9 protein-coding genes and 1 pseudogene are annotated in these 16,853 nt (G+C 62.1%); 5 read left to right on the top strand and 5 right to left on the bottom strand.

Translation table 11 applies throughout. The annotated features are described in order from the left end of the window. The first annotated feature begins 16 nt into the window (after positions 1-16). Genes FZ983_RS27765 through FZ983_RS27755 form a run of 3 tightly spaced genes read left to right on the top strand, consistent with a single transcriptional unit; the run spans position 17 to position 8,132 of the window. Positions 17-3,187, top strand: coding sequence for a tubulin-like doman-containing protein (locus FZ983_RS27765; RefSeq protein WP_149227518.1), 3,171 nt, complete (start codon positions 17-19; stop codon positions 3,185-3,187). Continuing rightward, positions 3,184-6,192 carry a hypothetical protein gene (locus FZ983_RS27760; protein WP_149227516.1) on the top strand — a complete coding sequence of 1,003 codons (3,009 nt, stop codon included), beginning with the start codon at positions 3,184-3,186 and terminating at the stop codon, positions 6,190-6,192. The genes FZ983_RS27765 and FZ983_RS27760 overlap by 4 nt, the downstream gene beginning before the upstream one ends. A gap of 32 nt (positions 6,193-6,224) precedes the next feature. Then, positions 6,225-8,132: a hypothetical protein gene (locus tag FZ983_RS27755; protein ID WP_149227514.1), complete on the top strand. Its 1,908-nt coding sequence runs from the start codon at positions 6,225-6,227 to the stop codon at positions 8,130-8,132. Between the two features lie 137 nt (positions 8,133-8,269). Here the strand turns inward: FZ983_RS27755 and FZ983_RS27750 are convergent. From FZ983_RS27750 to FZ983_RS27730, 5 genes and pseudogenes are all read right to left on the bottom strand, one after another. Then, positions 8,270-8,603, bottom strand: a pseudogene (locus FZ983_RS27750) (IS3 family transposase); the annotation flags it as partial. A 162-nt stretch (positions 8,604-8,765) separates the two neighbouring features. Next, positions 8,766-9,950, bottom strand: a complete 1,185-nt coding sequence (locus tag FZ983_RS27745; RefSeq protein ID WP_149227512.1) for an AAA family ATPase — start codon at positions 9,948-9,950, stop codon at positions 8,766-8,768. Beyond that, positions 9,860-10,693: a trypsin-like peptidase domain-containing protein gene (locus FZ983_RS27740; RefSeq protein WP_149227510.1), complete on the bottom strand. Its 834-nt coding sequence runs from the start codon at positions 10,691-10,693 to the stop codon at positions 9,860-9,862. Before FZ983_RS27740 ends, FZ983_RS27745 begins: the two co-directional genes overlap by 91 nt. A 285-nt stretch (positions 10,694-10,978) precedes the next feature. Then, entirely contained in the window at positions 10,979-11,776 is a 798-nt protein-coding gene (locus FZ983_RS27735; RefSeq protein WP_149227508.1) for a hypothetical protein, read from the bottom strand. Between the two features lie 13 nt (positions 11,777-11,789). Beyond that, the gene (locus tag FZ983_RS27730) at positions 11,790-12,476 is read right to left on the bottom strand and encodes a hypothetical protein (protein ID WP_149227506.1); all 687 of its coding nucleotides are present in this window, start codon (positions 12,474-12,476) and stop codon (positions 11,790-11,792) included. 406 nt (positions 12,477-12,882) lie between these two features. Between FZ983_RS27730 and FZ983_RS27725 the strand changes: the two genes are divergently transcribed. Beyond that, positions 12,883-13,440, top strand: a complete 558-nt coding sequence (locus FZ983_RS27725) for a recombinase family protein (protein WP_149227504.1) — start codon at positions 12,883-12,885, stop codon at positions 13,438-13,440. After that, on the top strand, positions 13,440-16,442 hold the full coding sequence (locus tag FZ983_RS27720; protein WP_149227502.1) for a Tn3 family transposase: 3,003 nt from the start codon (positions 13,440-13,442) through the stop codon (positions 16,440-16,442). The genes FZ983_RS27725 and FZ983_RS27720 overlap by 1 nt, the downstream gene beginning before the upstream one ends. The last annotated feature ends 411 nt before the right edge of the window (positions 16,443-16,853 follow it).

Below are 16,853 nucleotides of genomic sequence, written 5' to 3'. Positions count from 1 at the left end.
AAGGAGTTCTTACGCAATGGCTGACGAAACCGTGAACAGCCTGCGCCAGCAGCGTCCGGTCCTCCTGATCGGCGTGGGTGGAACGGGCAAACAGGTGCTCCTCAATCTGCGGCGGATGTTCTTTGACCAGTACGGCAAGGCCACGCTGCCGCACATCGGGCACATCTGGATCGACACCGATCCAAGCAACCTGACGCTCGACGGCGAAGACATGAACTTCCTGTTGAAGGAGGTCGATTTCGAAGCCACCGAGCGGGTCAACACCGAGTTGCGCCCGGCGGATCTCCAGAACTATTACGAACACAAAAGCGACCATCCGCACATCTTTTCATGGTTCGATCCGTCGCTCGAAAAGCATGGGCGGATCGAAAACGGCGCCGGCGCCATCCGCTGCTTCGGAAAGCTCGCCTTCTTCCACTATTACAAGGAGATCATGAGCCGCGTCCGGGAGAAGTACGCGCAGATTCGCGATGCGGCCCATCACGCGACCCTGATGACCGATTACGGCATCCAGGTAGATGCCTCGAAGGTAGAGACCTGGCTGATCTTCTCGGTCGCCGGCGGCACCGGCAGCGGCATGTTCCTTGACTTGGCCTTCGCCCTGAAGGAGGCCGATCCCAACGTCGGCCTTCAGGCGATCATGTTGCTGCCCTCCGTGTTCAGCAGCGATTTCCAGCATCGGATCTTCGGCAATTCCTACGCCGCGCTGATGGAACTGGAGCACTATAATCTGGCCAAGACCACCGGCGGGGCGCATCGCTTCCCCGTCGCCTGGACCCGCGAGCAGTACGAGAGCAACCAGCACCTGGATGGTCCTGCGTTCAGCACGGCCTATCTGGTCGGGAATAAGCCGCGCGGTTCCGGCGGCACGCTGGCCCTGAAGGACAAGAATTCCCTGTGCGAGATGCTGGCGGAGACCCTGTTCATCCGCTATGGCGGCGCTACCCAGCCGCTGGCGGCGGAAGGGCAAAGCAAGCGGTCGAATTTCGACGACTATCTCACCGGTATCGTGAAGTACCAGTACACCAGCGTCAGCGGGGGCGACCGCTCCTTCACCGAGGAGTTCTCCTGCCGCTATTCCAGCCTTGGCCTGAGCAAACTCCACATTCCGGTGCAGAGGATCGCGACACTGGTCCGACACCAGCTCGCCGTTGACCTTGTCCAGCACTGGTTACATTTTAAGGAGATACCGAATAATTTCGACGATCTGGTCACACGTCAGTATCTCCCGCGCCTTCGTCTTGGCGACCGCGGCCGAGATGGTCATTTCTATCGCGAACTGATCGGCGTCGGCCAGGGCCAGACCGTCGAGGAGACTCTACGTCAGACCTTCCAGACAGGGAGGGCTGCATTCCTTCAGGGGGCGGCGCAGCCGGACATCGGCGAGCGCCTGCAGAGCTGGCTGAACTCCACGATTCTCGTCCAGCAGCTTGACATCGCCAATCCCGACCCATCGCGCTGGGGTTTGCTGTCACGCCTGGTCACCCAACAGCACAGCGATCAGCTGTTCGCCAAGGTATCGAGCGAACTGGACAGCATGGTACGGGAGATCCTGTCAGCCCATGCCCAGCGCATTCCCTTCGCCCGGGAAGTTCTGCGCCGTGTCGCCGTCCTGCTCGACGAGCAGCGGCGCGACTTCGAGGAGCTTGCCGAACGTGCCCGCACCCGCGCTGCCGGAGCCATGCGCGACATTGCCGAACGGCTGGGGTGGCTAGCCGACTGCACCGGTCAGCGCACGCGCCGCACGATCATCGACGTGGTTCTCGATTTCGCCGAGGAACGCGCGGTGTTCGAACTGCGGGCCCAGGTATGCACCGCCGGTGCGAAGATCAGTGAACGGCTGGCCGATCTGATTGGCCGCGGGACGCTGACACGGGACGCGAAGGGACAGGAGCAACTGATCGAGACTGGGCTGCTGAAGCAACTGGCTGACCTGGAACGGCTGCTCGACCGTGATCTGCGGGCGGCCATTGCCGCGCGCGTCGATGGTCTACGGCGGCTTCAATCCTCGGCGATCTACCAGAACCTCTACGAAGAGCATGATTTCCAGGATTTCTACGTGATGCCCGACGGGCGGCGCATCGACGGGGGAGCGCTGGCCGATCTGGATCGCCGCTTCTTCGAGGATGCCGAACCCGGCCGCCCACGCAGCCTTTGGGACATGCGGCAGGTGCTCCAGACCGAAGGCAACCGGCGGACGATCGAGGAACTGTTGGATTTTACCCGTTCGGTCACCCGCCATCTGGAGGACCGCACCGTCGATGTCGTCGAACGGCTGAGCCGGCAATCGCCTCCCGACTCCCCGCAATACATTGCGATGGTACAGCGCCTGCTGGATTACGGTCAGCCCTGGCTCGACAACGCGACGCATTTCATCAACGACACCGTCTCGATGAGGAATGTGCAAGAGAAAGTCATCGTCGCGCTGAGCAAGAAAACGCCGACACAGATTCGAACCGATTTCGAGCGGACGCTCGGCAAGAAGTGGAAGGAGCCGCTGGCCGGCGCCGACAGCACCCCGGACCGCGTCTATGTCAGCAGCGAACTGGCGGCCTTCCCGCTGATGGCCATTCCGGACCTCGACCGCTACCGAAACGCCAGCTACTTCCCTCACCTGCAGCGGGGATTTGCGCTTCATACCGACGTGAATTTCGAGAAGTTCCAGGATCTGCTGCTCAAGAGGCAGGAGGAGGTCGACAGCTATCTGACGGCGCTGGAAACACTGGGAGCTGGCATTCTCGCTGGGGTCGTGATCGGCCGGATGCGGAATGCGCCAGGCAGCCGCCACGGCGTCACCGAATTCTTCTTCGCCGACAAGCGCGGCTTCTTCAACGAGACGCTGCCGCTCGGCGTGTTCTCGCTGGCGGTTCGCAAACTCTGTTCGGCGGACGGATTCGAGCAGGCCAACGCGATCCGCGCCGCCACGGCGGAACGGCTTGGTGACCTGACCGACGAGGAACTCGGCCATTGGCTTTTCCTGCTCTACTATTCCGCACGCAACAACCCGGTTGGCCATGCCGGCTTCGCCGCCGTGCTCAACGCCATGGCCCGTGAGCAGGAGATGGCCAACCCCGGCATCGAGCCGTACATCAAGAGGGCCGGCGAGACGCTGAACCACTGGTCGGAAGAAAATCCGCAGGGATCGGGCTTCCGCTGCCTTCCCGTTCCCAAGACCGTGCTGGTGTGACGATGCTGATCTGCCCCGATTGCCACGGCTGGCGCAGGCACAGCAGTGACCGCTTTTGCGGCCACTGCGGGCGCAGCTTCATCGTGCTGACCGCCCGCGCCACACCGCAATACACCTATGCCGGCCAACCGAATGCGCATCCATCCGTGCTGACGGTTATGCTGACCAACGACGGACCCGTGGATCCCGCTGGCACGGTGATTGTTCTGATCGACCGGGCAAGCGAGCAGGAGTTGTACCGGAGGGAGCTGCCCGACGGGTTGCTGTCGACGCGCGGCGACTGTATGGATTGCGATATTCCACTGCCGCCTTCCGTTGTCGCCACGCCGCTCTGGAAGGGCCGCATCGAACATCGGATCCCCGGACGGGACGACCGGCGTACCTTGTGCGATCTCGATTTCGGCCTGTCCGATCCAATGCTGGCGCTGGCCGAGGATACGGTCGAACCGGTCCTGCTGTCCCAGGAGCAGGCGACGGTTCCGATCAGGCTGCAATTGAGGGCCGGCGCACTGGCTCCCATCGAACACATCGACGTCGATATGGAGGCGATCAGCGGCTGGGACGCTCCGCCGCTCGTGCAACTGCCGCCCATACCCTCCCGGCTGGCGGCCGGCGACGATTTCCAGGCGTCGCTGGTTCTGAAAGGGTCGCACATCGGCCGGCTCCGCCTGATGCCCGGCGGTATGCGGGTCATGCTGGCGATCCGGCTGCGCAACCGCGGCGAGCCGATCCGATTGCCGCTGCTGATGCGGTTCAAGACGCCGGCAAAGCCGGAGTTCAGCATTCCCAACCGCATCACCGGATTGAACGGGCGAACGGCGCGGCTGCCGATCACGCTGACCAATCACGGCGGCACCGCGTGCACGCTCCACACGCTGGAAGCGCGGCTGAACGCTGGATCCGAACGCATCGCCGGCACGCTGGAATTCACGGGTGCTGACGCCGCGTTGGAACCCGGCGAGGAGCGCACGGTGGTTCTGCCGCTGTCCCTGCGCTTGGGCAACGGCGGCATGCTCGCTCCGCGGACCTATTTCTGCGAGGTCGAACTCGGATTTCTCGACGAGGGATTCTCCGTTCCAAAACGAACCGTGGCGGTCGAGGTGCGGCCCGTCCAGCCGTTCAACGGCTATATCGCCATCGATTTTGGAACCTCCGCGACGGCGGTGGCCTATCTACGCCATGACGAGGCCGGGCCACCGCGGGTCCTGTCGCTGGAGCCGACGGACGCCTTCGTGCCGACCACCATCGCCTACGCCTATGATGCCGACGCCAACACGCTGACGCGCTACATCGGCAACGAGGCGCGGCGGCGTGCGGAATCGCCTAATGGCGCATCCATCATCGTTCTTGACAACCTGAAGTGGCGCATCGGCACCGCGGAGATGCTGTCGCTGCCGAACGGGGACTCCGTGTCCTGGATCGACATCGCCGCCGACTATCTTCAGATGCTCAAGGAGCGGATCGAGGAGCATCCCAGCATCGCCGCCAGCGTCGAGCGGGCCTATCCGACCCGTCCGGCCCGCTTCAGCAGCCCGGCGACAGCCGGCCTGTTCGCCGCCTTCAGGAAGGCCGGCATGGCGCCGATGGGGATCGGCTCGGGGGGTGGGCGCGAGGTTCTGGTATCCGAAAGCTGGTCGCCGCTGATCCTGGCCCAGCCACTGCCGCATCTGGAGGCGGTGCAGAAGGATGCGCTAGACGGTAGCGTACTCGGCTCCTCTTTCGTCGGGACCCACCATGTTCTGACCTACGACGTCGGTGGTGGCAGCACCGACCTGTCGATGTTCACCATCGAAGTGGCAGACCGGTCGCGCATTGCCGTCCGCGAGGTTGCGACGGACGGTTCGGTTGTGTTGTGCGGCAACGGCATCGCGGCGCTGCTGTTCCGCCATCTGTCGATCAGCCTTGACCTCTGGTTTCAGAAGCGGGGCATCCAGCGTTTCCGCGTGCCGATTCATCTGCCATGGGACGAAATCCCGCCTGGCGGCGTGAACGCGACCGCGGCGCGCAATGGACGGGCGGTGGCCAGGCTTTTGCGCTCTCTTCAGAACGGCTATAAGGGCGGGCCGTTCCTGACAATGTTGAGTGCATTCGTCCAGCAGTTCGGGGAGGGGCACCCGATCGATCCGGCGGACGAGGCGGTCGTAAAATGGCTTTCGACATACCAGGGTTCGATCCTGGCGGCGGAAATGCTTGACGGTGCGCCGCTGGCGCTTGTCACGGTCGACGGAGAGACCCTGGAGATCCATTGGGGGCCGGAGGGTCTCGGACTCGATCTCCCGGGATTCGTTGCGGATTTCTGGGCGAGCATGGCGACGCCGATGCGCCAGACCCTGAGCAATGTATTGCCGTCGGATGGCCCGCGCGGGCAGGTGCTCCATGTTCTGGTCTCTGGGCGCGGCAGCCTGTTCCCCCTGGTCAGGCAGATGATCCGCGGGCATGTTGCCGCCGCCCTCGGCAAAAGGGCACATGACCTCCGCTTCATCGATACCGAATTCCTGAAGAACATCACCAGCTTGGGCGCCCTCTATCTGGCCGAGCTTGTGCTGAACACCACTGGAATGCAGTTCCGCTCGGAGGCGTCGACGCTGTTCGGCATCCTCGGCGACCTCGACCTGCGATCCGGCCGTCGCCGTTTTCTCAAGCTCTGCGACGGCTATCCGACGCCTTCGGACGGCATCTGCGCGGTGCACCGCCCGCTTCCGCCGGGCAACCTCGATCGCCGGGTCGAACTGGGAGTGGCGACACGGGAGGGCGACCTTGAGGAATCCCGGTTCCGCCAGGAATATGTCGTGTCGAATCGGGTTGAGCTGACAGTGCAGCAGTCGGAAAACCTGCATGTGCTGATCGAAGCACGCCGGGAGCATTGCCTGACCGTCAGCCTGGGCTGGCCCGCCCCGGACGGAGACGTCAACGATCCTTCAACCTTCGAGATGGTGGAGCTTGGTTCCATCGCCCTTGTCGCTGGTGCCTGCAGTGCCGGTGCGTCCGGGGAGGAGTGCGAGTGATGGTGTGGCCAGTCTGCGGCCGGTGGCTTCCGATGCGCATCCTTCTTGCCTTGGCGCTGCTGCTGCCGATCGCGGCTCCAGCCAGAGCCGCGCAGGAGACCTTGTACAGCTTTACCTATTATTGGCCGCCGGCGCCGGGCCAGCCGGGCGTTTGCCCGGGCCCAGGAAAGGCTGGAATCTATCGTACGGTGGTCGTGCGCACCTCAGTGGAAGATGGTAAACCTTGGACGATCTATTCATTTGGTGTCTCTTATTCAGTTGCGGGCAACAATCGCGCCAAAATAAATAGCTTTAGCGATTTTCTAAAAGAGGCAATCGATCCAAATAAGTTGCCGATCGAGCAAAAAATTGTAACAATTCAGGGAGCAGACTCAAAAAAGCTTTCCGATCAAGCGGTAGAATTTCTAAAGTTTATCGGCTCTGACATTCAAAATTTAGATGACTTTGATGCTGGCATTGAAGTCATAATCGATTTTTTATGTAAAAACCAAAGTATTTCTGCATTTGGAGACGGTAACAAAATATATCGGACAGATAGGATCTTATCCGACACCAACAAAAATGCCCAAAATCTCGACCAAGAAGAAGAGGCTGCAATTAAATATTTTGTCTGCATTGGAGTCCCTAGTTGCAAAGACGATTTTAAGTTTGCGCTTCCACTAATGAATCAATCATCTTCCACAAGGTTTGGTCATTATGAAACTCTTTCCAGAGAATTCTCCTCTCTCTTGATGCGGCGCGGAATTCTACCAAAAGCTACTGCGGATCAGAAGGCAGACCAAACAGAAATCAAAATGAGGCTCATGATCGATAAAGAAATTTATGAAGTAAGGAATGATATTTATAGCATGAAAAGCATGATTGATGAACAGAAAAGGAAAATTGTTGATCTAACTCAAAAAATATCTGAAAGAAATAAAGGGGGAAGCGGTGTTTATATAGTAGCTTTGTTGCTTGTTGGAGCTTTTTCCTTTATCGTTGTAATTATTATCCGCAACAGGGAAGGTATCCGCCACAAATATACGGGTCGCTTCAGCGATAGAGCTGGCTCATCTGACTCCGACTGTGTCATCAATTTGAATTCAGAAGTTGTCCCAAATCCCTTTCCTATTCAGCCAGCCGCCCCTGATTACAACTTTACGCTATTGATAGAAAACATGCAGTCCCAGATCGATCTACTGAAAGATAATCTCGAAAAGGTCGCTACAGAAAGAAACTCGATGCAGATCGCCCTGAATTCCATCGATCGCTTCCAAATCGATCTGGAGAGAAATCTAGAGCGAATCGACCGAGAGCGCCAGGAGGACCGGGCGGCTATCAATAAATGCCAGAATGAACTCAAGGTGAAGACCTCAGAATTCGTGGCCTTGATTAGGTCTCAGTCCGGCGTCCCCGCGCCAGCGCCCCGTCAGGAACGCAGGATTGTCGTCCAGAGGCGTTCGTCGCCCTCCGAGGCTGTTCCCGTGGCGCCCAATGCGGAGGTCGACCGCCCTGCCGCGTCCGCTCCCCCACCTTCAAGTCATCCTCAGCCGGCTTCCGCTCCGGGGGAAGAGTGGAAAAACGCACTTCTGCGTCAATGGAGCGCGGATCTTACGCAACTGACCGGCCGGCCGGCCGATCCCATCACCTTGCGCGAACTGGTGTCGACCGGCGACTCCCTGCTAGGCTTTGGAGAGTGGCTGGTCAAGGAATATCTCCCTCAACGGGAAGGGATGGATTTCTATCGCCGGATCGCTTCGTGGCTGGAATCACAAACCCAGGGCAGGCTGCAACTGATCCTGCCGGAGGTTGGCAGCGTCCGAAATCCAGAGTTCGACGAAGTCGGCGACTACAGCGCTCCGGTCAAGGGCAACATGAACAAGATCGTCGCCGTAATCCGTCCCGGCCTGATCCATGAGGGGAGTCTAGAGATCAAGGCCAGGATCGTCATCCCAAACTGACGGAGCCGTTCAAAGCCTGTTTGACCGAGATGGCGATCCTGCTGTTGTTGGCAACAGGAGGGCTGGTGGATGTGGACAGACGAACAGCGTGAAAGATATGAACCGCACCGGGTTTCCTGGAGGCCATTTGTGTTGAGTCACGCCGCCATAGCGACGTCCTCGGTTTGTACATAGTAGCGGGTTTCGGCCTCGGCATGAGGAATGTTGCCGATGGGTCAGAGGAGGCGCCGGTGGTTGAACCGGTCGATCCACTCCAGGGTGGTCCAGGGTGGCGAACTCGACGGCCTCCCTGGTGCGCCATGGCCCGCGGCGCCGGATCACTTCGGTCTTGTAGAGACCGTTGATGGTCTCGGCCAACGCGCTATCGTAGGAATCGCCGACGCTGCCCACGGAGGGCTCGACCCCAGCTTCGGTGAGACGCTCGGTTTAGCAAATCGGAACGTTTTGCGATCCACGGTCGCTATGGTGGATGGGGCCGCTGCCCGTGGCGGGCCGGATCGAACCAGGACAGGACGGCTGCGGCCGCGGCATAAGCGCTGGCCTTCTTAGCGTCCCTCTCGCGCATTGCCTGGGGAAGCGTGGCGAGTGCCACGGCCACATCGTTCGGCGACAGGTCCGTTGTCGTGCGGCGGCTCATCGCGCCTCTCCTATGCCCAGCAGCCGTATGGTTTCAGTGAGGGCGTTTCGAAGTTCGCCCATGAAATAGTGATTGTGCACCGTCGCCATGACGGCGCCCACCTGCGCGGAAGCCATGTCATCGGCCGTTAGCTTTGCCATGGCGGCGTTCCCAGCCGCGGTCAGGACCTTGTCCACGATGGCCGCGAGCGTGTCGTCGGTCACCTGCCGCCCGTTCAACGCCAGCAGGTTTTGAAAGAAGGTCTCGACGTCGGCGCGTTCGGCCACTCGCACCTCGTCGAATTCGACGTCGTCCACGATGTCCGGGTTGACGTCTCCGGTATAGCCGAGCAGCGCGACGCGCAGGGTCGGGTGTCCGATCGCCGCTTGCATGAGGCTGTTGGCCAGGGCGTTCAGATCGTCGCTGTCCTGCACCTTGTCGCAGCCGTCGATGACCAGCCAGAGCGGTTTGTCTTCAGGGCCATTCCGCCACCGAACCTGACCTGCGAACCAGTCGGCCAGTTCGGACAGCCAGCGGGCATCCTGGCGGTTTTGCGGCTCCGGCGGCAGGCCGTCCAGGGGCAGGGCGATCTGGCGTGCGGCTTGCTGGATGATGCTGTCCGGATCGCGCCCGTGCGGCGGTGCGCAGGAGAGCCGGACCACATCGAATTTGTCCGGGCGCAGAAGATGGACCAGAGCCCTGGCCGTGAAGGAGCGGCCGCTGCCGGCAAGTCCGGTCACGATCAGCGTGTTGCGTCCGTTCCCGGTGAGGATGTCGGACAGGATGATGCGCAGCTTGGATCGACCGACGAACGGCAGCCCGCCGACCATTGACAACTTATCCAGCCGCGGCGCCGGCGGGGAGGAGGCGGACCGCGTCGCCGGGACACAGGGCGTGGCAGGCAGATTGCCCCGACCATTCATGCATGCACGGATGATGCTGATGGGAATGCCGCGATTGTAGCGCCGTTCGATGCCAAGGTTGTGCAAAGCGACCAGGGCGCCGTTGTTGTCGAAGCACAGAGCACCCGAAGAGCCCTTGTTCGTGTTGACCGCATATGCGACCCGCGTGTGCGATCTGTTCACTCCGACGACCCCGCCTGGTCTCCACGCTATGCAGAGCGGATCTCCCTGCGGATGCTGCACGATGATGATCGTCGCCTGATCGGCGAAGCGCTCCTTTTTTCCGGCAGGGAATACCATCCGCGTTCCCTGTTGAAGAGCCTGCTGACGGTGGACCCCACCGTCTTCTCAAGGCGCAGCAGCGCATAGTCGAGATGGTCGGCGAATTCGGTATGGTCGGGCACTTCGTAGGAATCACCGGGATCGTCCGGCTGGTCGTCCAGCGCATGATAGCGACTGGAGTCCACGTGCCAACCCTCCGGATGCAGCCGGCAGTGGACGATATCCGCGCTCTCGGCATTCGGTTCGACGGCGTCGAACTGGATCACCATGTCGTCCGGCTCGACGTCTTCGGGGCGCTCGATCAGCGGCTGTGCCACGTGGTAGTTGGTGAGCACCAGATCCGGGCCGACTAGGAAGCCGGTTCCGTGCACGTCGCCCTCAGGGGTCCACAGTTTGATCCGGCAGACGCGGGGAAAGGCCTCCTGCAGATTCCTAATGAGATCCACCTTGGCGAAAGAATCGACAGCGCTGAGCAGGGCCTGAAGTGCTGACTCCCTGTTCGGCGCCGCCAGGATGAGGGACATCAGCAGGCGGTCGAGCCATTTCTGCTCCTCCGCTTTCTGCACCACATCAAGGCAAATCTGGCCGAAATCACCGGACGAGGTCAGCGTTCCCAACTGCTGCCCGAGGCGCTGCTGCAACCATACGGTCAGCGTGCTGACCGTGAAGCGGCTTTGCATATCCGCCGCGACGCGGCGCAGCTGGGTTTCGGGATCATCCGGCACGACGCGGCGCAACTGGGTTTCAGGATCATCCGGCACGACGTCGTCCTCTCAAACGGATTGCGTTTTCCCGTCCGGTACGTCGACCGCTCCGGACCCGCAAGGTGGAGATGGGCTTACTCCGGGGACATCCCGGTCGTAGATCTCGTACCAGGGCAGTCCAAGACGGATGTAGGTTTCGGGATGCGAGTAGCAGCGGAACAGAAAACCTAGGTAAGGGGTATTATTGGCATCTGGAGCTTTTCCCTGAGGCACAGTCGGAGTTTGCCCTAGGCGAAGATCCTTGCTTGCTCTGCCACTACACTGCCGCCTGATATCACCCGATCACTGTTGCTCGCGCACCCAAAGGCGGCTCATATGGATGGCCAGCTTTTCCGGGTCGATGCGGAGGGCGTGCGCTACTGCCTGCACCTCACTCAAATTTCCAGACCACCGTCCGGACAGCCACTCCGTAGGCAGGTTGCCTTCAGCACCAGGGAACGCCGCCAGAGCCGCCAGCAGCTGTGTGAGCGATGAAGCCGTTTCGAACTCGATATAATGGGAAGTGGTGTCAGGCGTTGGTCTGAAACCCCGCTTTTTTAGTAGCCAAGCCGCAGCTTCGGCCCAATTGACCACCACCTTGCCGTCTTCGCGGTGGGATGCCAGTTCTTTGGCACTCAGGGCATTTCGAACGGCGCCCTCTCTCATATCGGCCAGTAGCGCCAGTTCTCGGACGGAAAACACGGCGGTTGATCGCTGGTTCGGGTCCGATAGCTTTTGCCGAGCCCGGAACATGTCCAGCACTTGGGCCGTCAGTGGGTCCTCGGGCCAGGCCGCGGGCTCGCCGTAAGCATTAGTCCGTGGAACCAGATCGATGAAAGACGCCAAAGCCGATTCCTCAAAGTCCCCACTGGGCTCCAGGGCGCACAACCCCATGGCGAAGTCGTACATGAGCAACAGGGGCATACCGTTCCCAAACTGGGTCAGGTCGACCTTTTCCGGCTGATCGTCTGCATAATCCCCTTCTGCCGGGAAGCCCGCGAAAGCAACGGCGGCATCCTCCCCTTTCAGTCGGGCGAGGTGGTCAGCGATCAGGAGAATTCCCTGCTGCAACTCGCGAACATAGTCTTCGCGGCGGATCATTACGGCTGTCTCCTCAGGCGGCAAATAGGCGAGCAAAGTGGAACTTCAAACGGTTGACGGCGGGGTCTCGAAGGCCCTTGGAGGGATGAAGGACGATGAATGCCTCGACGTTGCCTGATAGGTACGGCAGCGACAAGGCGCTGTGGCCGAAGTAAACGGCTTGGCTGCTGCCATTCGGCCCCAGGATGGTTTCGCCTTGTGTCACGACACGAGCCTTGTGGGCACCAAGGAAAGCATCGTAGGCGGCCTTGCCGCCAAACAAGATGGCGCGAGGACCAATATAGCTGATCAGCCGAGCCAGATGCGGAGCGGTTTCCTTGGCGGCTACAGGAACACGGATGCCCAGGCTTTGCATGTTGGGGGACCGGCGCCAGATCACATTGCTGCCCTGCACGGTCCGAATTCCCTCGGGCGATGAAACACCCAGTGCTCGCTGAAGCAGGCGACCGATGTTCTGCGAAGTCGGCCCATAGCCCTCGATGTACTCGCTGCCGCCCACAGCGACATCGACCAATTGAAAATTGTCTGCGGAGCCGCCCGGATTGAGGCCGAGGACCATCAGAGGGCAAGGGCAAATGGGAGAATAGTTGATCGAGTAATCGGCCCTGCTGTTGAGGCCGGTCGCGGCACGCCATTGCGTATCAAGATCGGCGAGAAATTGATTGGCTGCAGGCAGGAGTGAGCGATCCAACGAGAACATGATGGGGGCCTCGAATGTGAGTGGGTGCCGTCTTTCCGGGCTGTCACGCTTCACCCTGCGTTTGGGAAAAGGTCACCGCCCAAGGTGAAGGCAGCCCTCTTTGCTGACGTTTCTTGCGCGACTATCAGCTGCGCGCCAGGCGCTACCACCGCCATGCGGTAATGATATAATTCATATCATATTCAGCGGTCAACAAGAATATGATGGTGCTGTTATCATTAATATCATGAATACCGAGTGTCCAGATGACCCGTACAGCAAGCGAGCGTCATCGCCATCTCAATGTAATGTTAGGGTATACCCATAAGATACGGTGCCGTGAGACGATCCTCAGCGTCTCATTTGGATGGATTTCGTGGAAGCGAGACGCTACCGTCTGCTGGTCTAAAGGCAAACGAGACGATTCATGGCGGTCTACGGTTACGCCCGCGCCTCCGCGCTGGATCAGGACGTCGCAATCCAGGAAGAGGCGCTTCGCCATTCCGGGTGCGAGGTCATACGCTCGGAGAAGGCGAGTGGCACGACCCGCGCCGGCCGGTCGGAACTCGCTTTGCTCCTCCAGTTCCTCCGCCCCGGTGACACGCTGGTGGTCACCCGCGTCGATCGCTTGGCACGGTCGATCAAGGATCTCCAGGACATCGTGTACGAGCTGCGCGCCAAGGGCGTGGCACTGAAGGCGACCGAACAGCCCATCGACACTTCAACCTCGGCCGGCAAGGCATTTCTCGACATGCTCGGCGTGTTCGCCGAGTTCGAAACCAACCTACGCCGGGAGCGCCAGATGGAGGGCATCTCGCGCGCCAAGGCCAAGGGAGTCTACAAGGGCCGCAAGCCGTCGATCGACCCGGCGGAGGTCTGGCGCTTGCGGACCGAAGAGAAGCTGGGACCAACCGCCATCGCCCAGCGGCTCGGGATCGGGCGCGCATCCGTCTATCGAGTGCTCGCCGGCACCGATCGAACCTGATGCCGGTCAGCTTTCTCACCCCGGAACAGGAAGGGCGGTACGGCCAGTTTCCGGCCGATGTGTCCGCCGAGCAGCTGGCCCGGTTTTTCCACCTCGATGACGCGGATCACGCGTTCATATTGGCGCACCGCGGCCCCCACATGCGGCTCGGTTGCGCCGTTCAACTCGGCACGGTGCGGTTTCTCGGAACGTTTCTTGAAGATCCATGCAAGGTACCGCCGGGCGTGGTCGGCTTCCTTGGCGACCAACTTGGCGTGCCCGTCAACGGAGCGCTCGACGCATACCAGGCCAGCCAATGGCGTTGGCGACACCCGATTGAAATCCGCAAACGCTATGGCTACCGCGATTTTTCGAATTCCGCCGCGCAATGGCGCCTCCAGCGTTGGCTCTACGCACTGTGCTGGACGGGGACCGACCGGCCGACGGCCCTGTTCGACCAAGCGACGGCCTGGCTGGTAACGCACAAGGTGCTGCTGCCGGGGGCGAGCGTACTCGAACGGACCGTCGCGCGGGTACGGTCCCGTGCCAATAGCCGCCTGTGGCGCCTGTTGGCGGCCCGGATCACGCTCGAGCAGAAGGCGCGGCTCGACGCCCTACTGGTGGTGCCGGAGGGGGAGCGACAGAGCCCAATGGACCGGCTCCGCTCGGGACCGACCCTGCAAAGCACCAATGAATTGGTGCGCGCGATCGAGCGCCTCGACGAGGTGCGGCACCTCGTGGCTGGTCTGCCGCTCACCAACCATCTGCCGAAAACCCGCATCCTGGCTTTGGCGCGGTTCGCCGGCGTCGCCAAGGCCCAGGCGGTTGCCCGGTTGCCGGACGAGCGCCGCGCCGCCACCCTGCTGGCGTTTCTCCGGGCGCTGGAGGCAAGCGCGCAGGACGATGTGCTCGACCTGTTCGACCTGCTCGTCACCCGAATGTTCGTCGATGCTGTCCGCAAGGGCCGGGAGGCGCGGTTGCGCAGCCTGGGCGACCTCGACGCCGCCGCGCGCACCCTGAGCAGGGTCTGTGCTTTGGTGCTCGACGATGCTGTCGGCGATGCCGATCTGCGAGCCGCGGTCTTCGCGGCCGTCCCGCAAGCTGCCCTGGAAGCCGCCGTAGCACAGGTGGACGGCTTGACCAAGCCGCCGGACGATCCCTACTTCGACGAGTTGTTGGCGCAGCACCGCCGCATCCGGCGTTTCCTGCCACATTTCGTGCGCGTGGTCGGCCTGGGCGCCATGCCGGCCGGACGCCCGGTACTGAAGGCCCTGCAGCACCTCCGGACAGTTGAGGACGGCGGCGCCCGCGTTGCGCCGTGGCCCACGGAGTTCGTGCCGAAGTCTTGGGAACGCCGGGTGACCCGGAACGGCGTTCTCGATCGGCGCGCCTGGACCCTCTGTCTGGTCGATCGACTGCGCGGCGCGCTTCGGCGCCGTGACGTGTTCGCGACGCCGAGTCTGCGCTTCGCCGATCCCCGCATCGGCCTGCTCGACGGCGCCGCTTGGGAGGCCGCGCGGCCAACCGTCTGCCGCACGCTGGGAAAGTCGCAGAATGCGGGCGAAGAGATCGGTCAACTGACCGAGCGGCTCGATCAGGCGTTCCGAACGGTGACCGACAACCTTCCTCAAAATGCCGGTATCCGCATCGAACGGAATGGCACCGACGAGGACCTGGTGCTGACCGGCCTCGACCGCCTCGACGAGCCGGCCAGCCTCGTCGCTCTGCGGGACGCCGTGACAGCGCGCCTGCCGCGTGTCGATCTGCCGGAATTGCTGCTGGAAATCGATGCCCGGACCGGCTTCGCTGGCGCCTTCACCCATGCCAGCGAAGCCGAGGCGCGGGCGCAGGACCTGCCGACGACGCTGTGTGCCATGCTGCTGGCCGAGGCGTGCAACACCGGCCTGGAACCGCTGGTGCGCCCGGACCTGCCGGCGCTCCGGCGGTCGCGCCTGAGCTGGGTTCGGCAGAATTATCTGCGGGCAGAAACCCTGACCCTGGCCAATGCCCGCCTTGTCGCCGCCCAGAACGGCATCGACCTGGCGCGGCGGTGGGGTGGCGGCGATGTCGCCTCCGCCGACGGGCTGCGCTTCGTGGTACCGGTGCGCACCATCCACGCCGGCCCCAACCCGAAGTACTTCGGCTCCGAACGCGGCGTCACCTACTATAACCTCGTGTCCGACCAGTTCACCGGCCTGAACGCCATCACCGTGCCCGGCATCCTGCGCGACAGCTTGGTGCTGCTGAGCGTCGTGTTGGAACAGGAGACCGAGCTGGAGCCGACCGAGATCATGACCGACACCGGCGCCTACACGGACGTGATCTTCGGCATCTTCTGGCTGCTCGGCTACCAGTTCAGCCCGCGGATCGCCGATGTCGGCGGCGCCCGATTCTGGCGGGCAGATCCGGCGGCCGACTACGGCCCCCTCGACAAGCTGGCCGCGCACAAGGTGAGGACGGGCCTCATCGCCGAGCATTGGGACGATCTGTTGCGCCTGGCCGGCTCGCTCAAGCTGGGCCTCGTGCAGGCCGGCGGGCTGATGCGGACGCTCCAGACGAACGACCGGCCAACCCGGCTGGCACGGGCGCTGGAGGAACTGGGCCGGATCATCAAGACGCTCTATCTGCTGGCCTACATCGACGATGAAGCCTATCGCCGCCGCATCCTCACCCAGCTCAACCGTGGCGAGGGCCGCCACCAACTCGCCCGCGTCGTCTTCCATGGCAAGCGGGGCGAACTGCGTCAGCGCTACCGGGAAGGTCAGGAGGACCAGCTCGGCGCCCTTGGTCTGGTCGTCAACGCCACCATCCTGTGGAACACGATTTACATGGACGCCGCGCTTGACCAACTGCGAATGGAAGGTTTCGACGTTCGCAACGAGGACGTAGCCCGCCTGTCGCCGCTCGCCCATGAGCACATCAACATGCTCGGCCGTTACGCCTTCACCCTGCCCGAGCCGGTGGCTCGGGGTGAACTGCGGCCACTACGCAGTCCGGTGGCCTTGGCCTATGAGGACGCCTGAATGGTAACGCCGTCAGCCAGCATCCGCCGCGGCCTTACCTAGGTTTTCTGTTCCGCTGCTACTCGGCCCCCTACACAGGGAGCACCGGTGCCCGCGGAGACGTTTCTGCCGCGAGGGCGAACCGAGCTTTCCGGAACGCCGCCCCGGAGTCCTTGCGGACGGGCTTGCAGGAAGACCGCAGCACCGTCTCGCCACGGCCGATAGCACGGCCGCGCAAGAAGGTCCCGATCAGCCGGCGCCACGCGGTTGGGCCAGCTCCACGCCGTCACCCTGCTGCGCCGCCACAGAAGCGAGGAGTTCCACGCAATCGCCGCAGATCACCCTGAGGCCCGGTTGATCTTGCCCTGCTTCGGTGGACACCACAGCTAAGCTCCGAGTGGAGCGGGAAGGTGTCTGATGACGAAGACGAGG

The sequence above is a fragment of the Azospirillum sp. B21 genome, from assembly GCF_008364825.1.
Classification (GTDB): domain Bacteria; phylum Pseudomonadota; class Alphaproteobacteria; order Azospirillales; family Azospirillaceae; genus Azospirillum.
The sequence above is the reverse complement of the archived record's forward strand: the minus strand, read 5'-3'. Positions and strand labels throughout refer to the sequence as shown.

Coding starts and splice junctions, on each gene's coding strand:
- FZ983_RS27755 (WP_149227514.1), top strand. CDS start 6,225: ATGCGCATCCTTCTTGCCTTGGCGCTGCTGCTGCCGATCGCGGCTCCA.
- FZ983_RS27730 (WP_149227506.1), bottom strand. CDS start 12,476: ATGTTCTCGTTGGATCGCTCACTCCTGCCTGCAGCCAATCAATTTCTC.
- FZ983_RS27745 (WP_149227512.1), bottom strand. CDS start 9,950: ATGGTATTCCCTGCCGGAAAAAAGGAGCGCTTCGCCGATCAGGCGACG.
- FZ983_RS27720 (WP_149227502.1), top strand. CDS start 13,440: ATGCCGGTCAGCTTTCTCACCCCGGAACAGGAAGGGCGGTACGGCCAG.
- FZ983_RS27735 (WP_149227508.1), bottom strand. CDS start 11,776: ATGATCCGCCGCGAAGACTATGTTCGCGAGTTGCAGCAGGGAATTCTC.
- FZ983_RS27725 (WP_149227504.1), top strand. CDS start 12,883: ATGGCGGTCTACGGTTACGCCCGCGCCTCCGCGCTGGATCAGGACGTC.
- FZ983_RS27765 (WP_149227518.1), top strand. CDS start 17: ATGGCTGACGAAACCGTGAACAGCCTGCGCCAGCAGCGTCCGGTCCTC.